Source organism: Cellulosimicrobium sp. ES-005, from assembly GCF_040448685.1.
GTDB classification, from domain to species: Bacteria; Actinomycetota; Actinomycetes; order Actinomycetales; family Cellulomonadaceae; genus Cellulosimicrobium; species Cellulosimicrobium cellulans_G.
On the sequence record NZ_CP159290.1, the window covers coordinates 4,217,670 to 4,238,904 of the forward strand.

Sequence of the window (21,235 nt, forward strand, 5' to 3'; positions counted from 1 at the left end):
GACGGTCAGGCCGGCGGCAGGTCCCAGGCGCGTGCACCGCCGACGAGCGCCGCGGAGTTGGGGACGACCACGACGTCGTCGCCGAGGCGGTCGAGGACGCTCGGGGCGATCTGCCGCGAGTTCCCGCCGCCCAGGTACAGCCGGTCCCACCAGAAGACGGGCCGCAGGCCCTCGACGACCGCGAGGACGCGCCGCGACCACAGCCCGTTGCCGAGCCGGCGGCGTTCCGGCTCGCCGACGTACTCGTCGTAGGTGGTGCCGCGGCGCACCGGAGCGCGCGACCACTCGAGGTGCGGCGAGAGCCGCCCGCCGTGGAACAGCGCCGACCCGAGCCCCGTCCCGAGCGTCAGCACGAGCTCGAGCCCGGACGCCGCGACGACGCCCGCGCCGTGCACCTCGGCGTCGTTGAGCACGAGTGCGGGCACGCCGAGCCGCCGGGCGACGGCCGCCTGGACGTCGAAGCTCGTCCATGCCTCGACGAGCGCCGGGTCGACGCGCGAGCGGGGTCCGCTGCGGGTGACGTAGTGCGGGGTGTGCACGACGACCCCGCGCCGGATCATGCCGGGCATCCCGACGGTGGCCCGGTCGGCGGGCGGCAGCGTCGCCGCGATCTCCGCGATCGTCTCGACCAGCAGCTCGGGGGGCAGCGGGTAGGGCGTGGGCACGCGGACGGCGGCGGCGTGGGCGGTGCCCGACGCGTCGAGCACGTTGGCCTTGATCCCGCCGCCTCCGCAGTCGACGGCGAGGGTGCGGACGTCTGCGCGGTCGCCGGTCATGGGCCGCAGCGTAGGCACGACGACGCGCGTGCCGCACGGCCGGGCGACTACGGTGAACTCCCGTGAGCGACGCCCTGGCCCCCGACGCCCCCGAGTCCGCCCTTGCCGACGGCACGGGGCGGCACGCGCTGCCCGACGGCGTCGTGCGGGTCCGCCTGGACCTCGCCTACCAGGGGACGGACTTCGCCGGGTGGGCCCGCCAGCCGGCGCTGCGGACGGTCCAGGGCGCGGTCGAGGACGGTCTCGCGACGCTCCTGCGGGGGCCGGCGCCGCGCCTCACCGTCGCGGGGCGCACCGACGCGGGGGTGCACGCGCGGGGACAGGTCGCGCACGTCGACCTCACGCGGGACCAGTGGGAGGCGTTGCCCGGGCGCTCCGACCGCTCGCCCGGCGACGCGCTCGTCGCGCGGCTCGGCGGGGTGCTGCCGAGTGACGTCGTCGTCCACCGCGCGGCGCCGGCGCCGGCCGGGTTCGACGCCCGTTTCTCGGCCCTGCACCGCGCGTACACGTACCGGGTCGCGGACGACGCGGCGCAGCGCGACCCGCTGCGGCGCGCCTGGGTCCTGTGGAACCGGCGCCCGCTCGACGTCGCCGCGATGGACGCCGCCGTGCAGCCGCTCCTCGGGGTGCGCGACTTCGCGGCGTTCTGCAAGCCGCGCCCCGGGGCGACGACCATCCGTGAGCTCCAGCACCTGTCGTGGTCGCGGCCGGTCGACGGTCCCGACGCGGGCCTCGTCGTCGCGCACGTCCGCGCGGACGCGTTCTGCCACAACATGGTCCGCGCGCTCGTCGGCGCGTCGCTCGCGGTGGGGGAGGGGCGACGCGACGTCGCCTGGCCCGCGGAGCTCCTCGCGAGCCGACGCCGCGACGCGGGGGCCGGCGTCGTCCCCGCCCACGGGCTCGTGCTCGAGGAGGTCACGTACCCGCCCGACGACGAGCTCGCCGCCCGCGCCGACCGGATCCGCGCCGTCCGGAACGAGGAGGACGTCTGGGACGAGGGCGCGTCGCGCGACCTGGCCGGACCGCCGAGGGGCTAGCCCGTCACGGCTCCTCGACGACGTGCACCGCCGCCTCCTCGGCGCCCGCGGCGCCCCCGGAGATGCCCTCGTCGTCGGCGTACGTGTCGTTCTGGCGGCCGTCGAGCGCGTCAGGGTCTGTGACGAGGCGGCCCGACCGGGTGTCGTCGGGGCGCTCGAGCGGGTCGCGCTCCCAGTCCTCGGGCTCCTCCTCGGCGAGACGCTGGTCGAGGGTCTCGCCGTGCACCTCCTCCCACGGCGTCTCGCCGTAGTGGTTCGTGCGGGGGCGGTCGGGCGGGGAGTAGCCCTCGTCGAGCACGTCGTCCACGCCGCGGTCGAGCAGCGTGTCCTCGGCCTGGAGCTGGTCGTTGTCGCCCTCGGCGCCGGTCTCCGGGTCCGGGCTGGTGCCGGTGGTGTCTTCGCTCATGCGTCCACAGTGGCACCTCGCGCGGCCGGACGCAGCATCTGCGCCCGGACCTGCACCGACGTGCCGCGGGCGGTACCGTGGCACGGGTCGCGCGCGCCGTGGCCTCCCCGAACGACCCCGAGAACCGAGGACCACCATGGCCGGCATCGACGACATCCTGTCCACCATCCCGCTCGACCAGCTCGCCGGTCGGCTGGGCGTCGACGAGGCGACGGCGCAGCAGGCCGTCGGCGCGGCGCTCCCCGCCCTGCTGGGCGGGCTCCGGGCGAACGCGCAGGACCCGGCCGGCGCGGCGTCGCTCGGCCAGGCGCTCACGCAGCACGACCCGTCGCTCGTGGAGGGCGGGGTGAACCTCGACGACGTGGACACGGCCGACGGCGAGAAGATCGTCCGCCACGTCTTCGGGTCGAACGAGGAGGCCGTCGTCGCGCAGCTCGCCGACTCGACGGGGACCCAGCAGGGCCTGCTCTCGAAGGTGCTCCCCGCGCTCGCCCCGATCGCGCTGGCGTTCCTCGCGAAGCAGCTCGGCGGCAAGGACGCGGGCGCGGGCTCCTCCACGGCGGCGCCGGAGAGCGCCGGCGGCGGTGGGCTGGGCGACCTGCTCGGCGGGCTGCTGGGCGGCGGCTCGGGCGGGTCCGGGGGCGGCCTCGGGGACCTCCTGGGCGGTCTGGGCGGGCTCCTCGGGGGCGGTCGGCGCTGAGCCCGGCGGCACCTGCGGCCGTCGTGCACGGGGTGCAGCGGTGCCGGCGCGGTCCGGGAGCACGGAATCCGCGTGACCCGGTGGGCCCGGCCGGGAGACCATGAGGCCGTGGGACACCTCGACCTCAGCGACGTCACGTATCACCTGCCCGACGGGCGCACTCTCCTCGACGGCGTGAGCCTGCGCGTCGCGGACGGCGCGCGGGTCGCGCTCGTCGGGCCGAACGGCGTCGGCAAGTCGACGCTCCTGCGCATCGTCACGGGCGACGTCGCTCCGCACGGCGGGGCGGTCGTGCGCAGCGGCGGCCTGGGCGTGATGCGGCAGGACGTCGGGCGGATCGACGACGACCGCACGGTCCGGGACCTGCTCGTCGAGCTCGCGCCCGCCGCGGTCAAGGAGGCGGCGCTCGAGCTCGCCGCGGCGGAGCACGACATCATGACGGTCGACGACGAGCCCGCCCAGCTCCGGTACGCCCAGGCGCTCGTCGACTGGGCCGACGTCGGGGGCTACGACGCCGAGACGGCGTGGGACGAGGTGACCGACGAGGTCCTGTCCGTCCCGTTCGAGAAGGCGCAGTGGCGCGACGTGCGCACGCTGTCCGGCGGCGAGCAGAAGCGCCTGGCGCTCACGGCGCTGCTCCGCGGGCCCGAGGAGGTGCTGCTGCTCGACGAGCCGGACAACCACCTCGACGTGCCGACCAAGCGCTGGCTCGAGGAGCGGCTCGTCGCGTCGCCCAAGACGGTGCTCTACGTCTCGCACGACCGCGAGCTGCTGTCGCGCACGGCGACGCAGGTCGCGACGCTCGAGCCGACACCGGGCGGCGGGACGGTCTGGGTGCACGGCGGCGGGTTCGCGACCTACGCGCAGGCGCGCGCGGACCGGCGCGAGCGCCTGGCGGAGCTCGCGAGGCGGTGGGACGAGGAGCACGCGAAGCTGCGCGAGCTCGTGCAGACGCTCAAGACCAAGGCCGCCTACAACGACGGGATGGCGAGCAGGTACCAGGCGGCGAAGACGCGCCTGCGCAAGTTCGAGGAGGCGGGCCCCCCGGAGGTGCTCGCGCGCGAGCAGCGCGTCACCGTGCGCCTCGCCGGCGGCCGGACCGCCAAGCGCGCCGTGACGTGCCGGTCGCTCGAGCTCACGGGCCTCATGAAGCCGTTCGACCTCGAGGTGTTCTTCGGCGAGCGCGTCGCGGTGCTGGGCTCCAACGGGTCCGGCAAGTCGCACTTCCTGCGGCTCCTCGCCGCCGGCGGGAGCGACCCCGAGCCCGGGGTCGTGCCCGACCCCGCGACGTCCGACGGCGTCCGGCCCGACCCCGTGGCGCACACGGGTCTCGCGGTGCTCGGCTCGCGGGTCCGGCCGGGCTGGTTCGCCCAGAACCACGACCACCCGGAGCTGCGGGGGAGGACCCTCCTGGAGATCCTCCACCGCGGCGACGGGCACCGGGCGGGGATAGGGCGCGAGGGCGCGAGCCGCGCGCTCGACCGATACGAGCTGGTCGGCCAGGCGGAGCAGCGCTTCGAGACCCTGTCCGGCGGCCAGCAGGCGCGGTTCCAGATCCTCCTGCTCGAGCTCGACGGCGCGACCCTCCTCCTGCTCGACGAGCCGACGGACAACCTCGACCTGCACTCGGCCGAGGCGCTCGAGGCGGGTCTCGCGGCGTTCCAGGGCACGGTGCTCGCCGTGACGCACGACCGCTGGTTCGCGCGCGGGTTCGACCGCTACCTCGTGTTCCGCGGGGACGGGGAGGTCGTCGAGGCCCCGGAGCCGGTCTGGGACGTCGAGCGCGTGCGGCGGGCGCGGTAGCCGCCGCGTACGGGGCTGCCGCCGCGTGCCGGTGGCGGCGGGCGCGGTCCCTATCCTGGTGGGCATGGCCGTCCACAAGATCGTGCTCTTCTACGCCTTCACGCCGCTGCCCGACCCCCGCGCGGTGCAGCTCTGGCAGCGGGCGCTGGGGGAGCGGTGGAACCTCACGGGACGCGTGATCGTCGCCCACCACGGGATCAACGCGACGCTGGGCGGGACGGTCGAGGACCTCAAGCAGTACGTGAAGACGACCCGGCAGTACCCCGGCTTCGAGGGCATCGACGTCAAGTGGTCCGACGGCACCGGACGCGACTTCCCGCGCCTGTCCGTGAAGGTGCGACCCGAGCTCGTGGCGTTCGGCGTGCCCGACGAGGTCGTGGTCGACGCGAGCGGCGTCGTGGGCGGCGGCACGCGGCTGAGCCCGCAGGCCCTGCACGACCTCGTGGCCGAGCGGGGGGACGACGTCGTGATGTTCGACGGCCGCAACGCGTTCGAGGCCGAGATCGGGCGGTTCCGCGGCGCGGTCGTGCCGGACGTCGCCACGACGCGCGACGTCGTCGCCGAGATCGACTCGGGCCGCTACGACGACCTCAAGCAGCGGCCCGTCGTCACGTACTGCACCGGGGGCGTGCGGTGCGAGGTGCTGTCCGCGCTCCTGACCGCCCGCGGCTTCGAGGAGGTCTACCAGCTCGACGGCGGCGTCGTGCGGTACGGCGAGGCGTTCGGGTCGCAGGGACTGTGGGAGGGCTCGCTCTACGTCTTCGACGAGCGCATGCACGTCGAGCTCGGCCCGGGGTCGACCCCGCTGGGGTCCTGCACCGGCTGCGGCGCGGCGACGGCGAAGTACGAGAACTGCGCGGACCCGAGCTGCCGGACGCTGCGCCTGTACTGCCCGGACTGCGTGCACGTCGCACGCTCGGCCCGCTGCGCGACGTGCGTGGGCGAGCGCCCGGATCCCCGTCCGGCCGCTTTGACCGGCGGCCCGACCCGCGGGTAGTCTGGTGAGTCGTTGTGCTCATCTCACGACACCCGTGTCGCTAGCGCGCCCACTCGCTGCCGGCCAAGGAGCGGGTGCCGACCGAGCCCGCCGCGCAACGACCTGCCCTCTCGGCCGCACGCTTCAGCGGCCGAAGAAGACATTCTGAGACAGAAACGAAGGCTACGACCGTGCGTACGTACACCCCGAAGCCCGGCGACGTCCAGCGCGACTGGTACGTCATCGACGCGACCGACGTCGTCCTGGGCCGCCTGGCCACCCACGTGGCCACCCTGCTGCGCGGCAAGCACAAGCCGACCTTCGCTCCGCACGTCGACGGCGGTGACTTCGTCATCGTCATCAACGCCGGCAAGGTCGCCCTGAGCGGCAACAAGCGCGAGCAGAAGATGGCCTACAACCACTCCGGCTACCCGGGTGGTCTGCGTGCCGTCCCCTACGGCGACCTGCTCGACAAGCACCCCGAGCGTGCGGTGGAGAAGGCCGTGCGCGGCATGCTCCCCAAGACCACCCTCGGTCGCGCCCAGTTCGGCAAGCTCAAGGTCTACGCGGGTGCCGAGCACCCGCACGCCGCGCAGCAGCCGAAGCCGTTCGAGATCACCCAGGTCGCGCAGTAATCGCCGCCCAGGCGTAGCGCACAGAGAGACGCGAGGACACCACCCGTGGCCGAGACCACCGTCGACACCGACACCCTGGGCGACGAGACGCCCAGCACCTACACCTCCGAGTCCGCCGCCCCCACGGGCCGCGGCCAGAGCATCACCGCCCCCGGCCAGGCCCTGGGCCGCCGCAAGGAGGCCGTGGCGCGCGTGCGCCTCGTCCCCGGGACCGGGCAGTGGAAGATCAACGGGCGCTCGCTCGAGGACTACTTCCCGAACAAGGTTCACCAGCAGCTCGTGAACTCCCCGCTGAAGCTGGTCGACGTCGAGGGTCGCTTCGACGTCGTCGCCCGCATCAGCGGCGGCGGCACCTCCGGCCAGGCCGGTGCGCTGCGCCTCGGCATCGCGCGTGCGCTCAACGCGATCGACGCCGAGCACAACCGCCCCGCGCTGAAGAAGGCCGGCTTCCTCACTCGCGACGCGCGCGTCGTCGAGCGCAAGAAGGCCGGTCTCAAGAAGGCCCGTAAGGCACCGCAGTACTCCAAGCGCTGATCCGCGCTGTGCGCTCGTCGGCCCCGGTGGACCTCGTCCACCGGGGCCGACGTCGTTTGTGAGGGACGGTGACCAAGCCCGCCGAGGGCGGGGCAGGGCAGGCGGTCGTACGGTCGACGTACGGCCGGTCGAGGAAGGACTTTCCATGGGACGGCTTTTCGGCACCGACGGGGTGCGCGGGCTGGCGAACGGCAACGTGACGGGCGAGCTCGCCCTCGACCTGGGCGTCGCGGCGGCGCGCGTGCTCGGCAGCGGGCAGGAGGAAGGCCACCGGCCGCGCGCGGTCGTGGGGCGCGACACGCGAGTCTCGGGCGAGTTCCTGGGCGCGGCGCTCATCGCCGGGCTCGCGAGCGCGGGCGTCGACGTGAAGGACGTCGGCGTGCTGCCGACGCCCGCCGTCGCCTACCTGACGAGCACCATGGACGTCGACTTCGGCGTCGTGATCTCGGCCTCCCACAACCCGATGCAGGACAACGGGATCAAGTTCCTCGCGCGCGGTGGCGTCAAGCTCGACGACGCGGTCGAGGACCGGATCGAGAGCCTGCTCGGGCAGGAGTGGCAGCGTCCGACGCACGGCGCGGTCGGCCGGATCTCCCCGGACTCGGGGCGCGCGGGCGGGGCGTACGTCGAGCACCTCATGGCGAGCATCGGCGCGGACGAGGACCACAAGCCGCTCGCGGGCCTGCGCATCGCGGTCGACTGCGCGAACGGCGCGGCGAGCGACGTCGGCCCCGCGGCGCTGCGCGCGGCCGGCGCGGACGTCGTGGTCATCAACGCGAGCCCCGACGGCCGCAACATCAACGCCGCGTGCGGCTCGAACCACCCCGAGCAGCTCCAGGCCGTCGTCGTGGCGTCCGAGGCGGACTTCGGCGTCGCGTTCGACGGCGACGCGGACCGCTGCATCGCGGTCGACCACGGGGGCACCGTCGTCGACGGCGACCAGATCATGGGCGTCCTCGCGCTCGCGCTCCAGGACGAGGGCGCGCTCCCGCACGACACGCTCGTCGTGACGGTGATGAGCAACCTGGGCCTCCTGCTCGCGATGCGCGACGCGGGGATCACGACGGTCCAGACGGCGGTCGGCGACCGGTACGTCCTGGAGGAGATGCGCGCGCACGGGTACGGCCTCGGGGGCGAGCAGTCGGGGCACATCGTGCTGTCGCGCTACGCGACCACGGGTGACGGCGTGCTCACGGCCCTCCAGCTCGCGGCCCGCGTGCGGGCCACGGGCCAGAAGCTCGCCGACCTGGCAGCCGTCGTGCAGCGCCTCCCGCAGACGCTCGTCAACGTCCCCGGCGTGGACAAGGCGCGGGCGTCGAGCGACGAGGAGCTCCGGGCCGCCGTCGCGGACGCGGAGCGGACCCTCGGCGAGACGGGTCGCGTGCTGCTGCGGCCGTCGGGCACCGAGCCGCTCGTGCGCGTCATGGTCGAGGCGGCGACGCAGCAGCAGGCCGACGCGGTGGCCGCGCGGCTCGCGGGCGTCGTGCGCGAGCGGCTCGCGCTGTGAGCGCGACGGGGCGGACGACCGACCGGGGGGCGGCAGGCGTGCGGCAGGGGGTCGACGAGGGGCTGCGCGAGCACGTGGTCGCGCTCCTCGACGCGTACGACGACGGCGTGCTGCCGATCGTCCAGGCGGGCCACCCCGTGCTGCGGACCCCGGCCGTGCCGTACGCCGGGCAGCTCGGCGACGTGCTGCCCCGGTTCCTGGACGCGATGCGCGCGACGATGCACGCGGCGCCCGGGGTGGGGCTCGCCGCGCCGCAGGTCGGGATCGGCCTCGCGATCGCCGTCGTCGAGGATCCCGGCGCACCCGACGCGGACGACGAGCGCGAGCGGCCCCCGCTCGCGTTCCGCGTGCTCGTCAACCCGCGGTACGAGGCCGTCGGCGACGAGACCAGGACGTTCTTCGAGGGCTGTCTCTCGGTGCACGGCTGGCAGGCGGAGCGGACGCGCGCCCGCTCGGTGCGACTCACCGGGCAGGACGAGGCGGGCGAGCCGTTCGACGACGTGCTCACCGGGTGGGCGGCGCGGATCGTCCAGCACGAGACCGACCACCTGCGCGGCGAGCTGTACGTCGACGCCGCGGACCTGCGCACGCTGGCGTCCACGCTCGGGGTCGCGCGGCTCCCGGGTCACCCGGGCTGAGCCCGGGCCGTCGTCCGCGGTTCGGGTCCGGCGGGTCGTCGCGCGAGACTACCGGTGTGGACCCGCTCGCCCAGCTCCTCGCCGCACCGCCCGACCTGCCGGTGGGCCGTCACCTGGTCGAGGTGGTCGCCGCCGTGCGCGCGGAGGGGGCCGTCGTCGTCCAGGCACCGCCCGGCACCGGCAAGACGACGCTCGTGCCGCCGGCCCTCGCGGTGGCCCTGGAGGGTGCCTCGGACGGCCGCGTCGTCGTGACGCAGCCGCGGCGGCTCGCCGCCCGGGCGGCCGCCCGCCGGCTCGCGTCGCTGCTCGGCGAGGACCTCGGCGGCACGGTCGGCTACACGGTGCGGGGCGAGTCGCGGACGTCGCGACGGACCCGGGTCGAGGTCGTCACCACCGGCACGCTCGTCCGCCGGCTCCAGCGCGACCCGGAGCTGCCGGGCGTGGCGGGCGTCGTGCTCGACGAGGTGCACGAGCGGCACCTGGACGACGACCTCGCGCTCGCCCTGCTGGCGGACGTGCGCGAGAACCTGCGCGACGACCTCGCGCTCGTCGCGATGTCCGCGACGGTCGAGGCGGGGCGGACGGCGGAGGCGCTCGGCGGGGGAGCGCGGCCCGTCCCCGTGGTGCAGGTCCAGGGCGGCCTCCACCCGGTCGACGTCGTCTGGTGCCCCGCGCGCGGTCCGCGCACCGACGTCCGCGGCACGTCGCCCGCGCTGCTCGACCACGTGGTCGCCACCACGCACCGCGCGCTGCGCGAGCGCACGGGCGACGTGCTCGTGTTCGTCCCCGGCGCGCGCGAGGTGGACACCGTGTCGGGCCTGCTGGCGCGCGGGCTCTCGGACGTCGACGTGCGCCCGCTGCACGGCCGCCTGCCCCCGCACGAGCAGGACCGGGCGCTCGAGCCCGGGCCGCGGCGCCGGGTCGTGGTGTCGACGGCGGTCGCGGAGTCGTCGCTCACGGTCCCGGGCGTCCGGGTCGTCGTGGACGCGGGGCTCGCGCGCGAGCCCCGCACGGACGTCCGCCGAGGGCTGCCCGGGCTCGTGACGGTGGCGGTCAGCCGGGCCGGCGCCGAGCAGCGCGCGGGGCGGGCCGGGCGCGAGGGCCCGGGGGCGGTGTACCGCTGCTGGTCGGAGGGCGACCACGCGCGCCTCGCGCGGCACCCGGAGCCGGAGATCCGCACGGCGGACCTCACCGGCTTCGCGCTCGAGCTCGCGTGCTGGGGGGCTCCCGACGGCGCGGGGCTCGCGCTGCTGGACCCGCCGCCCCCGGCCGCCTGGGCGGCCGCCCGCGAGGTGCTGCAGGGGCTGGGGGCCGTCGGGCCCGACGGCGTGACGCCGCTCGGGCGCCGGATCGCCTCCGTGCCCGCCGACCCGCGCCGCGCCCGCGCCCTGCTCGACGCCGTCCCCGAAATCGGCCCGCGGCTCGCCGCGGAGGTCGTGGCGCTGCTCTCGGAGGACGTGCGCGTGCCCGGGGCCGACCTGCCGGCGGCGCTGCGCGCGGCGCGGCGCGGTGGCCCGGGGACCGGCGCGTGGGCCGCGCAGCGCGACCGCCTCGAACGGGTGGCACGCGCCGCCGCGGCCGAGGACGGCTCCGCCCGGGGAGGGGGGCCCGCCGCACGGTCCCGGCTGACCGACGACGCCGCCGTCGGGCACGTCGTCGCGCTCGCGCACCCCGACCGGCTGGCCCGACTGCGACCCGGCGGAGAGACCTACCTCCTGGTGTCCGGGGCGGGCGCGCGCCTGCCCGCGGGCTCGCCGCTGCAGGGCGCGCCGTGGCTCGCGGTCGCGGACGTGGACCGCACGGCGGGCCGTGCCGACGCCGTCGTGCGGTCCGCCGCGCCCGTCGACGAGGCGACGGCGCGAGCCGCTGCGGCGCCCGCGCTGCGCACGAGCGGCGTCGCCGGGTGGACGGGCGGGCGCGTGCGCGCCGCCCGGGTCACCACGCTCGGCGCGATCGAGCTCGCGCGCGAGCCGTGGCGGGACCCGCCGGCGGACCTGCTCGCGGCGACCGTGCGCGACGGGCTGCGCCGGGACGGTCTGGACGGCCTCCCGTGGTCCGACGGCGCACTCCGGCTCCGGGACCGCCTGCGGTTCCTGCACCGGGTGCTGGGCGACCCGTGGCCCGACGTCGGCGACGAGGCGCTCCTGGACGCCGTCGACGTCTGGCTGGGGCCCGACCTCCCGGCCGTCGCCCGGGGCCGGGGCACCGACCTCGCCGGGGCGCTGCGCCGTCTGCTGCCCTGGCCGGAGGCGGCGCGCCTCGACGCGCTCGCGCCCGAGCGGCTCGAGGTCCCGAGCGGGTCGCGCGTGGCGGTGGGCTACGACCAGGACCAGCCGGTGCTCGCGGTCCGGCTGCAGGAGACGTTCGGCTGGACGAGCACGCCCCGCGTCGCGGACGGCCGCGTGCCCGTCCTGCTGCACCTGCTGTCCCCGGCGGGTCGACCCGCGGCGGTCACGGCGGACCTCGCCTCCTTCTGGGTGCAGGGCTACCCGCAGGTGCGCGCCGAGCTGCGGGGCCGCTACCCCAAGCACGCGTGGCCGGAGGACCCGAGCACCGCCCTGCCGCTGCGGGGCACGCCGCGCCCGCGCCGCCGCGACGCCTGAGCCGGGGAAGGTCCTGGTCCTCACGACGTACGCCCCCGCTGCGGGAAGTCGTTCGTCGGGATGACGACGCCGCGCGCCGCGACGCGGAAGACTCGTCACCGGGCGCGGCGCTGCCGGGCGGGAATCCTCAGGGGCGAACCGGGGGTTTCCCTGATGGTCGACGTCGTCGCGCTCCGTAGGCTTGTCGTGGCGCAGGACGCCCGACCTGCCGCCGCCGCCCGCCTGGCCTCCCCGCCAGCCGACGAACGAGGACGCCGTTGCCCGACGCCGTGTCGACCTTCCTGGAGAATCTGGAGACCTGGATTCTCGCCCTCGCGGCGTCCGCGTGGATCTATCCCGCGCTGTTCGGCTTCGCGACGATCGACGGGTTCTTCCCGCCCATCCCGAGCGAGTCCGTCGTCATCACGCTCGCCGTGTCCGCGCACGCGACCGGCGAGCCGAACCTGCTCCTCGTGCTCCTGGTGGCCGCCGCCGGCGCGTGGACCGGCGACCAGATCGCGTTCTCGATCGGTCGCGCCATCGGCACCGACCGCGTCCGGTTCCTGCGCTCACCACGGGGCCGCAAGGCCGTGGCGTGGGCGGAACGGGCCCTCGCCCACCGTGGGGCGTCGTTCATCCTGGCCGCGCGCTACATCCCCGTCGGGCGCGTCGCGGTGAACATGACGGCCGGCGCCGTGGGCTACCCGCGCCGCCGGTTCATGGCGTTCTCCGGGATCGCGGCCGTCACCTGGGCGGTGTACTCGGTCCTCATCGGCCTCGTCGCGGCGCAGTGGCTGGGCCACGAACCGCTCCTCGCGATGGTCGTGGGCGTCGTCCTGGGGATCGCGGCGGGGTTCGTCATCGACCGCGTGCTCATGATGCGCGCGCGCCGCAAGGGCGAGCTGCCGCAGGCCGAGGGCCCGACGTCCCCGGCGCCGGAGACCGCGGACGAGCCGAGCACCTCGGAGAACCGGCCGGGCGCGGCACCGCGCGCCTCGTGAGTCCGCGGGGCACCCGTCGGCCGTGCGTCAGAGCTTGCGCAGCCGGACCCGCTGCACCGAGTGGTCCGAGCCCTTGGTGAGCACGAGCGTCGCGCGACCCCGCGTCGGCAGGATGTTCTGCTCGAGGTTCGGGGCGTTGATCGCGTCCCAGATCGACTTCGCCTTCTCGACCGCCTGCTCGTCCGTGAGGTCGGCGTAGCGGCGGAAGTACGACTCGGGCCGGGCGAAGGCGGTACGGCGCAGGGCGAGGAACCGGTCCACGTACCACTGCCGGATGTTGCGCGTGCGCGCGTCGACGTAGATCGAGAAGTCGAAGAAGTCGGACACCGCGACCGTGGACTCGTCGTGCGCGCTCGGCCGGGCCGGCTGGAGCACGTTCAGCCCCTCGACGACCAGCACGTCAGGCTTGCGCACGACCGCCTCCGCGCCGGGGACGATGTCGTACGTGAGGTGGTCGTAGACGGGCGCCTTGACCTCGGCGTGGCCCGCCTTGACCTTGGACAGGAAGCGGATGAGCGCGCGCCGGTCGTAGGACTCGGGGAAGCCCTTGCGGTCCATGAGGCCGCGGCGCGCCAGCTCCGCGTTGGGGTAGAGGAAGCCGTCGGTCGTGATGAGCTCCACGCGCGGCGTCTCGGGCCAGCGGGCCAGCATCTCGCGCAGGACGCGCGCGGTCGTGGACTTGCCCACCGCGACCGAGCCCGCGACGCCGATGACGTACGGCGTGTTGCCCGTCTCCTCCCGGAGGAACGTCGACGTCGCCTCGTGGAGCCCCGACGTCGCGGTCACGTAGAGGTTGAGCAGGCGCGACAGCGGGCGGTACACGGCGTCGACCTCCGCGAGGTCGATGGGGTCGCCGAGGCCGCGGAGCCGGGTGACGTCGTCGTCTGTGAGCGGGAGCGGCGTCGACTCCGACAGGCGGCTCCACACCGCCCGGTCGAGGTCGACGTACGGGGACGACGACGGCGCCGCGAGGTGGGCCGGCAGGAGGTCGGACGGGTCGTCGACGGGGGAGGACACCCGCCTGATTCTGCCGGATGCGTGCGGGTGCCCGCGCACGGCCCGCCAGCCGGGGACGTCGGGTGCCGCCCGGGCCAGGCGGGCTCCACCCGTGCCGGGACGCGCGTCCCGGGCTCAGCGCGTGGCGTCGCGGGACCGTGCGCGCCGCCGGCCGCGTGCGGGCTCCGGGGTCGGGCCGGTCCCGGGCAGGGCGACGCCCGGGAGGCGGGACATGAGGGCGAGCGCGTCGGCCGGGGCGTGCGCGTGGACGTCGTTGTCGAGGTAGACCTCGACGTCGTGGCCGGCCTCGCACCAGCCCCGCACCCGCGCGGCCCACGCGTCGAGGACGTGCGGCCGGTAGCCGCTCGTGTACAGCGAGGTGTCGCCGTGCAGGCGCACGTACACGAGGCGGCTCGTGACCGCCTCCACGAGCGGCCAGTGACCCGCGCCGTCCGAGATCGCGAACGCCACCCGGTGGCGTCGGAGCACGTCGAGCGCCTCGGCGCTCGCGAACGACGCGTGGCGCGGCTCGAGCGCGTGGACCAGGGGACGGTCGGCGCCCACCTCGGTCCAGGCAGGCGCGCGGAGGCGGTCGTCGTGCTCGCGGGCGAGCCGGGCGGCCTCGGCCGTCGACCGGGGCAGGAGGGCGAGGAACTCGTCGAGCAGCCCGGCGTCGAAGGTCGTGCGTGCGGGGAGCTGCCACAGCACGGGGCCGAGCCGGTCGTCGAGGGCGAGCACGCCGCTCGCGAAGAAGTTGGCGAGGGGCGTGCGCACGTCCCGCAGGCGCTTCATGTGGGTGACGAAGCGCGGGCCCTTGACCGCGAAGGTGAACCCCTCCGGCGTCTGCTCTCGCCACGCGACGAACGAGGACGGCCGCTGCAGCGAGTAGAAGGACCCGTTGAGCTCGACCGCGGGGAACACCGACGCGACGTGCTCGAGCTCGCGGCGCTGGGGCAGGCCGGCGGGGTAGAACGGGCCCCGCCAGTCGGCGTAGCGCCATCCCGAGAGTCCGATCCGCACGGTGGGCACGAGACCCAGCCTCGCCGGACGCGGCGCCGTACGCGCGCGGGGTGCTTTTGGCAGCGGGCCTGACGAAAAACCGCGGGATCGTGCGCCCGCGGAGGGGTCCGCGTCCGTGGATAGACTCGATCACCATGTGCGGAATCGTGGGCTACGTAGGCCCTGGAACCATGGTCGGAGAGGCCTCGGGGCGACCCCTCGACGTCGCTCTCGAAGGACTCGGCAGGCTCGAGTACCGCGGCTACGACTCGGCCGGGGTCGCGCTCGTCGCGCCCGGGATCGACGCCGTCGCGTTCGCCAAGAAGTCGGGCAAGCTCGCGAACCTCGTCGAGGAGATCGACCTGCACCCGCTCCCCGCGGCGACCGCGTCGATCGGCCACACGCGCTGGGCGACGCACGGCGGCCCGACGGACACCAACGCCCACCCGCACCTCGCGGACGACGACCGCCTCGCGGTCATCCACAACGGGATCGTCGAGAACTTCGCCACCCTCAAGTCCGAGCTGCTCGCCGAGGGCGTGCAGTTCCGGTCCGAGACGGACACCGAGGTCGCGGCGCAGCTGCTCGCGCGCGCCTACCGCGAGACCAAGGACCTCACGCTCGCGATGGGGCAGGTGGCCCGGCGCCTCGAGGGCACGTTCACGCTCCTGGCCGTGCACGCCGACTCGCCCGACACGGTGGTGGGCGCGCGGCACGACTCCCCGCTCGTCGTCGGGATCGGCGACGGCGAGAACTTCCTGGGCTCCGACGTCGCGGCGTTCATCTCCCACACCAAGGAGGCGCTCGAGCTCGGCCAGGACCAGATCGTCACGATCACCCCGACGTCGGTCGAGGTGACCGACTTCGACGGCAACCCCGCCGAGGCCAAGCGGTACACGGTCGACTGGGACGCGGCCGCCGCGGAGAAGGGCGGCTTCTCGTCCTTCATGGACAAGGAGATCCACGACCAGCCGCACGCCGTCGCGGACACCCTGCTCGGCCGGACCGACCCGTCGGGCAAGCTCGTGCTCGACGACGTGCGCATCGACGAGGCCGTGCTCCGGTCGGTGGACAAGATCATCGTCGTCGCGTGCGGCACGGCCGCATACTCGGGGCACGTCGCCAAGTACGCGATCGAGCACTGGTGCCGCATCCCCGTCGAGGTCGAGCTCGCGCACGAGTTCCGCTACCGCGACCCGATCGTCGACGAGAAGACGCTCGTCGTGGCGGTGACGCAGTCGGGCGAGACGATGGACACGCTCATGGCCGTGCGCCACGCGCGCGAGCAGGGCGCCAAGGTCATCTCCATCGTCAACACGCACGGGTCGACCATCCCGCGCGAGTCCGACGCGGTGCTGTACACGCACGCCGGTCCGGAGATCGCGGTCGCCTCGACCAAGGCGTTCCTGTCGCAGATCACCGCCGCGTACCTCCTGGGCCTCTACCTCGCGCAGCTGCGCGGGAACAAGTTCCCGGACGAGATCTCGGCGATCCTCGAGGACCTGCGCGACATGCCGCGCAAGATCCAGACCGTCATCGAGCGCGGCGAGTACGTCCGTGCGACCGCCCGCTCCATGAAGGACGCGACGTCCGTCCTCTTCCTCGGCCGCCACGTCGGGTTCCCGGTCGCGCTCGAGGGCGCGCTCAAGCTCAAGGAGCTCGCGTACATCCACGCCGAGGGCTTCGCCGCGGGCGAGCTCAAGCACGGCCCGATCGCGCTCATCGACGAGGGGCAGCCGGTGTTCGTCGTCGTGCCGTCGCCGACGGGCCGCGAGGGCCTGCACTCCAAGGTCATCTCGAACATCCAGGAGATCCGGGCGCGCGGCGCCCGCACGCTCGTCATCGCGGAGGACGGGGACGACGCCGTGCGCCCCTACGCGGACGAGATCTTCTGGGTCCCCGAGTCGCCCACGCTGCTCTCGCCGCTGCTGGCCGTCGTCCCGCTCCAGATCTTCGCGATGGCCCTCGCCACGGCCAAGGGCCTCGACGTCGACCAGCCCCGCAACCTCGCGAAGTCGGTCACGGTCGAGTAGTCCTCCGCCGCACCGTCGGACGCCGAGCAGGTGGTCCTGGTTCGTCCGGTCTCCCGGACGAGCCAGGACCGCCTGCTCGCGGTGGTGAGATCGCCTGGTGGGGGACCGGGAGGGAGGACGGCCCCCGTAGGGTGGGCGCATGATCAAGGGCGTGGGGATCGACGTCGTGGACGTCGCGCGGTTCATGGAGACCCTGGAGCGCACGCCCCGGCTCCGCGAGAAGCTGTTCACGGCCGCCGAGCGGGACCTGCCGCCCGCGTCGCTCGCCGCGCGGTTCGCCGCCAAGGAGGCCATCGCCAAGGCGCTGGGCGCCCCGGCGGGCATGCGCTGGCACGACGCGACGGTGCACCGCGTCGTCGGGGGCCCGCCGGAGGTCGAGATCACGGGCACGGTCGCGGCGCGCGCGGACGCGCTGGGCATCACCGCCTGGCACCTGAGCATCTCCCACGACGCCGGCATCGCCTCGGCCATGGTCGTCGCGGAGGGCTGACCGCCCGCCGCGCGCTGTGGGGATGCAAAGGGCCCGGTTCTCGACCGAGAACCGGGCCCCTTCACGCCCACACGGTGCGGCGGTCAGCGCTGGAGGGCCGGGATGACCTGGCGCTGGAAGAGCTCGAGCTGGTCGCGGTCGGTCGCGGCGAACGGGAAGTAGCCGATCGCGTAGCCGAGGCCCTGGTCGCGCAGGCCGGTGAGGGTCTCGACGATCTGCTCCGGCGTGCCGACGAGCGGGCCGCTGCGCCACGAGGCCACGTTGTCGTCCGCCTTCTCGGGGAAGTACCGGCGCGCGTGCTCCTCGATCCGGTCCAGCCGGTCGGCGACGTCCTGCGCGGTCTCGCCGATGACGACGTTGTAGTTGGCCGACCGGGTGATCTCGCCGAGGTCACGGCCGAGGTCGCGGCAGTGCTGCGCGAGCACCGCGGACTTGTGCGCGAAGCCCTCGGGCGAGCCGTCGAAGTTGGTGTACTGCGCGTGCTGCGCGGCGATCCGCAGCGTCTTCTTCTCGCCGCCGCCCGCGATCCACAGCGGGATGCTCGGCCTCGCGCCCTCGCCGTCCACCACGACCTGCTGCAGGGGCTGCGGGTAGCAGAGCGCGCCGTCCACCTGGTAGCGCTCGCCGTCGAACGTGCCCGACGACCCGGTCCGCCACATGCGGGACATGATCTGGACGCCCTCGTCGAGCGCGCGCAGGCGCTCGCCCGCGCTCGGGAACCCGTACCCGTATGCGCGCCACTCGTGCTCGTACCAGCCCGCGCCGATGCCCATCTCGAGCCGCCCGCCGGAGACGTGGTCGACGGTCGCGGCGACCTTGGCCAGGTACGTCGGGTCGCGGTAGGCCATGCACGTGCACATCTGGCCGAGGCGCACGCGCTGCGACGCCGCCGCGAAGGCGGCCATGAGCGTCCACGCCTCGTGCGTCGCCTCGGTGCTCGGGGTCGGCGTGGTGTGGAAGTGGTCGTAGACCCACACGCCGTCCCACGCGAACTCGCCGCCCGGCAGGGGCTCGCCCGCGGCGGCGTTGTCGGCGTAGTGCAGGAGGGAGAGCATCGTCTTCCAGTGGTCCTCGGGTGCGACGTCGACGAGGTCGTAGCGCCAGCCCTGGGGGATGAAGAGTCCGAATCGCATGGTCGTCACCCTATGCGGGTCCGTGCGACCCGCAGCGCGCCCCCGCGCGTCGTCTCACCGCTCGGTCGCACCGCTGCGCCGGCGCCGCCGCGCAGGCGACGAGGGCGGACGGTGGGCAGGATGAGGTCATGATCGAAGCCTGGTCCGCCGCCGACGTGCGCGCCGCCGAGGAGCCGCTGCTCGCCGCGGGCGTCCCGCTCATGGAGCGCGCCTCGTTCGCGCTCGCGACGATCGTCGCGCGCGACGTCGCACGACGGCGGTCGGTCGCCCTGCCGGACGGCGGCCGTCGGGACGGGCGCGTCACCGGCGCCCGGGCGGTCCTGCTCGTGGGGTCGGGCAACAACGGCGGGGACACCCTCCACGCGGGTGCGTACCTCGCGCGCCGGGGCGTCGAGGTGCTCGCGGTCCTCACCGGCGAGCATGCGCACGCGGGCGGGCTCGCGGCGCTCCGGGACGCGGGCGGGTCCGTCGAGGTGCTCGTCGGCAGCCCCGACGACCCGACGCGCGCGGGCCGGCCGCACGACCACCTGGACCCGCACGTCGCCGACCGGGTCGCCGCGCAGGTCCGGCGGGCCGACGTCGTGCTGGACGGCCTCGTCGGCATCGGCGCCCGGGGGCCGTTGCGCGGCGTCGCGGCGGACCTCGTGCGGCGTCTCGCCGCGCTGCTCGACGGCGGAGCGCCCGCCGACGACGCGCTCGGCGGCGACGGTGCGTCCGACGAGGGTGGCGGGCGTCGCGTCGGGCCCCGGGGGCGGCCCTGGGTCGTCGCGGTGGACGCGCCGAGCGGGGTCGGCGTGGACGACGGCACGGTGCGCGGGCCGGTCCTGCGCGCGGACCGCACGGTGACGTTCGGCGCGGCGAAGCCCGGCCTCCTGCTCCCCCCGGCGACGCACCTCGCCGGCCACGGCGCGGTCGTCGACATCGGGCTGCGCCTCGGCGCGCCCGCTCCGGACGGCGGCACCGCGGCGCCGGTCGTCCGCCGGCTCGAGCCCGCGGACGTCGCCGCCCTCTGGTCCGTGCCCGGCGCGACCGACCACAAGTACACGCGCGGCGTCGTCGGCGTCGTCGCGGGCACGCCGACCTTCCCGGGCGCCGCGGTGCTCGTCGCGAGCGCCGCGGTCCGCACCGGCCCGGGGATGGTCCGCTTCCGCGGGCCCGACGACGTCACGCGCGCGGTGCTCGCCGCCCGACCCGAGGTGGTGCCCGCAGCGGGGCGCGTGCAGTCCTGGGTGCTCGGGCCCGGCGTGCCGCCCGCGCCCGGGCCGGGTGGCGACCCCGTGGACGACGGCGGCCAGCACGAGCGGGTCCGGGACGCGCTCGCGGCCGCGACCGGTGAGCTCGCCGCCGAGGACGAGGGGGAGCGGGTGCCCGTGGTCGTCGACGCCGGGGCGCTGTCCCTGCTGCCCGACCGCTGCCCGCCGTCGGTCGTGCTCACCCCGCACGCGGGGGAGCTCGCGACGCTGCTGCGGTCGCGCGGTGACGACGTGACGCGCGCCGACGTCGAGGCCGAGCCGCTGCGGTGGGCACGGCGCGCGCACACGGCCACCGGTGCGACGGTGCTGCTCAAGGGGTCGGCGACCGTCGTCGTCGGGCCGGAGGGCGCGTGGTCCCAGGCGGACGCGCCCGCGTGGCTCGCGACCGCCGGCGCGGGGGACGTGCTCGCCGGGATCCTCGGCACCGTGCTCGCGGCGCACGCCCCACGGATCCTCCGGGAGCCGGGGCTGGCCGCGGAGCTCGCGGCCGCGGCCGCCGTCGTGCACGGTCTCGCGGCGGAGCGGGCGAACCCGGGCGGCCCGGTCGCGGCGCTCGACGTCGCCGACGCGGTGCCCGCCGTCGTCGCGGGGCTGCTCGCCGCACGCTGAGCGGCGCGGCGCTCTCCTGGCACCGGCCGGTCACCACGGGTCCGAGGCCCGTGGGCGGCCGACAGGTCCGGGCGCGGCCCGCCGGTACCGTGGTGGGCGTGGTCCCCCTCCCCGTGCGCGACGGCCTCAACCCCACGCGCCTCGTGCTGCCGCACGACGCCGAGAGCGTCGCGCGGTACACGCGCACGCTCGACTACGTGCGCCACCGGTTCCCGGACGACGCCGCACGCCTGGCCGAGAAGGTCGCGGCGGGCGAGGTCGTCGACGGGCGCGGACGGCCGGTCGACGCGACCACCCCGTACGAGCCGCGCGGCTTCGTGTTCCTCTACCGCGACCCGCCGGTCGAGCCCGAGGTGCCGTTCGAGGTCCGCGTGCTGCACCGCGACCGGGACCTGCTGGTCGTCGACAAGCCGCACTTCCTCGCGACGATCCCGCGCGGTGCGTACGTGGCGCGGTCGGTGCTCGTGCGGTTGCGCCGCGACCTCGACCTGCCCGACCTCAGCCCCGCGCACCGGCTCGACCGCGTCACCGCGGGCGTCCTGCTGCTCACGCTGCGACCGCAGGTGCGCGGCGCGTACCAGGAGCTCTTCGCGCGGCGCGAGGTGCGCAAGACCTACGAGGCGGTCGCGCCCTGGGACCCGGCGCTGGCCCTGCCCGCGACCGTGCGCAGCCGCATCGTCAAGCACCGCGGCGTCATGCGCGCGGAGGAGGTGGACGGCGAGCCCAACGCCGAGAGCCGCGTCGACGTGATCGAGACCGACCCGGCCCGCGGCCTCGCGCGCTACCGGCTCGAGCCCCACAGCGGCAAGACGCACCAGCTCCGGCTGCACATGGCCCGGCTCGGGGTGCCGATCGTGCACGACAACTTCTACCCCGAGCCGTACGACGTCGCGCCGGACGACTACGCGCGCCCGCTCCAGCTCGTCTCGCGCTCGCTCGCCTTCGCCGACCCGCTGACCGGGCAGCCGCGGCGCTTCGAGACGGACCGGACGCTCGGCGCCTGGTGAGGGTGGCGGCCGGATCGGCGGCGTCCCGGTGACGCGACCCGAGGACCGCGACCCGGCGCCCGCTCCCCGGGCGGCGACGGTGAGAGAATCGTCCACCGTGAGCGACACCCAGCGCACGAC

At 75.5% G+C, this 21,235-nt stretch carries 19 protein-coding genes; 14 read left to right on the forward strand and 5 right to left on the reverse strand.

The window, feature by feature from the left end; all coding sequences use genetic code 11:
* Positions 1 to 5: 5 nt before the first annotated feature.
* Positions 6 to 776 (reverse strand): ROK family protein, encoded by a 771-nt coding sequence (locus ABRQ22_RS18880; protein WP_253050815.1) that lies wholly within the window; start codon positions 774 to 776, stop codon positions 6 to 8.
* A gap of 128 nt (positions 777 to 904) precedes the next feature.
* On the opposite strand from ABRQ22_RS18880, the gene truA reads away from it, so the two are divergent.
* Positions 905 to 1,813 carry a tRNA pseudouridine(38-40) synthase TruA gene (truA, locus tag ABRQ22_RS18885; RefSeq protein WP_353709581.1) on the forward strand — a complete coding sequence of 303 codons (909 nt, stop codon included), beginning with the start codon at positions 905 to 907 and terminating at the stop codon, positions 1,811 to 1,813.
* Between the two features lie 4 nt (positions 1,814 to 1,817).
* Here truA and ABRQ22_RS18890 read toward each other — a convergent pair whose 3' ends face one another.
* Complete coding sequence (locus ABRQ22_RS18890) at positions 1,818 to 2,219, reverse strand: DUF5709 domain-containing protein (RefSeq protein ID WP_353707804.1); 402 nt, start codon at positions 2,217 to 2,219, stop codon at positions 1,818 to 1,820.
* Positions 2,220 to 2,355: 136 nt separating this feature from the next.
* Between ABRQ22_RS18890 and ABRQ22_RS18895 the strand changes: the two genes are divergently transcribed.
* The 9 genes from ABRQ22_RS18895 to ABRQ22_RS18935 all read left to right on the forward strand — a co-directional run bounded on the left by ABRQ22_RS18895 (position 2,356) and on the right by ABRQ22_RS18935 (position 12,595).
* On the forward strand, positions 2,356 to 2,919 hold the full coding sequence (locus tag ABRQ22_RS18895) for a DUF937 domain-containing protein (protein ID WP_353707805.1): 564 nt from the start codon (positions 2,356 to 2,358) through the stop codon (positions 2,917 to 2,919).
* A gap of 108 nt (positions 2,920 to 3,027) precedes the next feature.
* Complete coding sequence (locus tag ABRQ22_RS18900; protein ID WP_353707806.1) at positions 3,028 to 4,722, forward strand: ATP-binding cassette domain-containing protein; 1,695 nt, start codon at positions 3,028 to 3,030, stop codon at positions 4,720 to 4,722.
* A gap of 64 nt (positions 4,723 to 4,786) precedes the next feature.
* Positions 4,787 to 5,719 (forward strand): rhodanese-related sulfurtransferase, encoded by a 933-nt coding sequence (locus ABRQ22_RS18905; protein ID WP_253050819.1) that lies wholly within the window; start codon positions 4,787 to 4,789, stop codon positions 5,717 to 5,719.
* A gap of 170 nt (positions 5,720 to 5,889) precedes the next feature.
* Positions 5,890 to 6,333 (forward strand): 50S ribosomal protein L13, encoded by a 444-nt coding sequence (rplM, locus tag ABRQ22_RS18910; protein WP_253050820.1) that lies wholly within the window; start codon positions 5,890 to 5,892, stop codon positions 6,331 to 6,333.
* 45 nt (positions 6,334 to 6,378) lie between these two features.
* On the forward strand, positions 6,379 to 6,867 hold the full coding sequence (gene rpsI, locus ABRQ22_RS18915; RefSeq protein WP_047234563.1) for a 30S ribosomal protein S9: 489 nt from the start codon (positions 6,379 to 6,381) through the stop codon (positions 6,865 to 6,867).
* 145 nt (positions 6,868 to 7,012) lie between these two features.
* Complete coding sequence (glmM, locus tag ABRQ22_RS18920) at positions 7,013 to 8,374, forward strand: phosphoglucosamine mutase (protein WP_353707807.1); 1,362 nt, start codon at positions 7,013 to 7,015, stop codon at positions 8,372 to 8,374.
* A gap of 38 nt (positions 8,375 to 8,412) precedes the next feature.
* On the forward strand, positions 8,413 to 9,012 hold the full coding sequence (locus tag ABRQ22_RS18925) for a peptide deformylase (protein WP_353707808.1): 600 nt from the start codon (positions 8,413 to 8,415) through the stop codon (positions 9,010 to 9,012).
* A 56-nt stretch (positions 9,013 to 9,068) separates the two neighbouring features.
* Positions 9,069 to 11,615 (forward strand): ATP-dependent helicase HrpB, encoded by a 2,547-nt coding sequence (gene hrpB, locus ABRQ22_RS18930; RefSeq protein WP_353707809.1) that lies wholly within the window; start codon positions 9,069 to 9,071, stop codon positions 11,613 to 11,615.
* Positions 11,616 to 11,872: 257 nt separating this feature from the next.
* Positions 11,873 to 12,595 carry a DedA family protein gene (locus ABRQ22_RS18935; protein ID WP_353707810.1) on the forward strand — a complete coding sequence of 241 codons (723 nt, stop codon included), beginning with the start codon at positions 11,873 to 11,875 and terminating at the stop codon, positions 12,593 to 12,595.
* Positions 12,596 to 12,622: 27 nt separating this feature from the next.
* Here the strand turns inward: ABRQ22_RS18935 and coaA are convergent, their stop codons facing one another.
* Both coaA and ABRQ22_RS18945 read right to left on the reverse strand, forming a co-directional pair.
* Positions 12,623 to 13,612 (reverse strand): type I pantothenate kinase, encoded by a 990-nt coding sequence (gene coaA / locus ABRQ22_RS18940; RefSeq protein WP_253050825.1) that lies wholly within the window; start codon positions 13,610 to 13,612, stop codon positions 12,623 to 12,625.
* A gap of 114 nt (positions 13,613 to 13,726) precedes the next feature.
* Positions 13,727 to 14,620: a DUF72 domain-containing protein gene (locus ABRQ22_RS18945; RefSeq protein WP_353707811.1), complete on the reverse strand. Its 894-nt coding sequence runs from the start codon at positions 14,618 to 14,620 to the stop codon at positions 13,727 to 13,729.
* A 125-nt stretch (positions 14,621 to 14,745) separates the two neighbouring features.
* Here ABRQ22_RS18945 and glmS point away from each other — a divergent pair, with 125 nt between their 5' ends.
* Together glmS and ABRQ22_RS18955 are read left to right on the forward strand one after the other, a co-directional pair.
* A complete protein-coding gene (gene glmS, locus ABRQ22_RS18950) occupies positions 14,746 to 16,623 on the forward strand; it encodes a glutamine--fructose-6-phosphate transaminase (isomerizing) (RefSeq protein WP_353707812.1) in 1,878 nt (625 codons plus the stop codon).
* Between the two features lie 139 nt (positions 16,624 to 16,762).
* Positions 16,763 to 17,113, forward strand: a complete 351-nt coding sequence (locus ABRQ22_RS18955; protein WP_253050828.1) for a holo-ACP synthase — start codon at positions 16,763 to 16,765, stop codon at positions 17,111 to 17,113.
* 83 nt (positions 17,114 to 17,196) lie between these two features.
* Here ABRQ22_RS18955 and ABRQ22_RS18960 read toward each other — a convergent pair whose 3' ends face one another.
* Positions 17,197 to 18,246, reverse strand: a complete 1,050-nt coding sequence (locus ABRQ22_RS18960) for a TIGR03560 family F420-dependent LLM class oxidoreductase (protein WP_253050829.1) — start codon at positions 18,244 to 18,246, stop codon at positions 17,197 to 17,199.
* A gap of 128 nt (positions 18,247 to 18,374) precedes the next feature.
* On the opposite strand from ABRQ22_RS18960, the gene ABRQ22_RS18965 reads away from it, so the two are divergent.
* Together ABRQ22_RS18965 and ABRQ22_RS18970 are read left to right on the forward strand one after the other, a co-directional pair.
* On the forward strand, positions 18,375 to 20,108 hold the full coding sequence (locus tag ABRQ22_RS18965; protein WP_353707813.1) for an NAD(P)H-hydrate dehydratase: 1,734 nt from the start codon (positions 18,375 to 18,377) through the stop codon (positions 20,106 to 20,108).
* Positions 20,109 to 20,200: 92 nt separating this feature from the next.
* Entirely contained in the window at positions 20,201 to 21,115 is a 915-nt protein-coding gene (locus ABRQ22_RS18970) for a pseudouridine synthase (RefSeq protein WP_353707814.1), read from the forward strand.
* Positions 21,116 to 21,235: the final 120 nt, after the last annotated feature.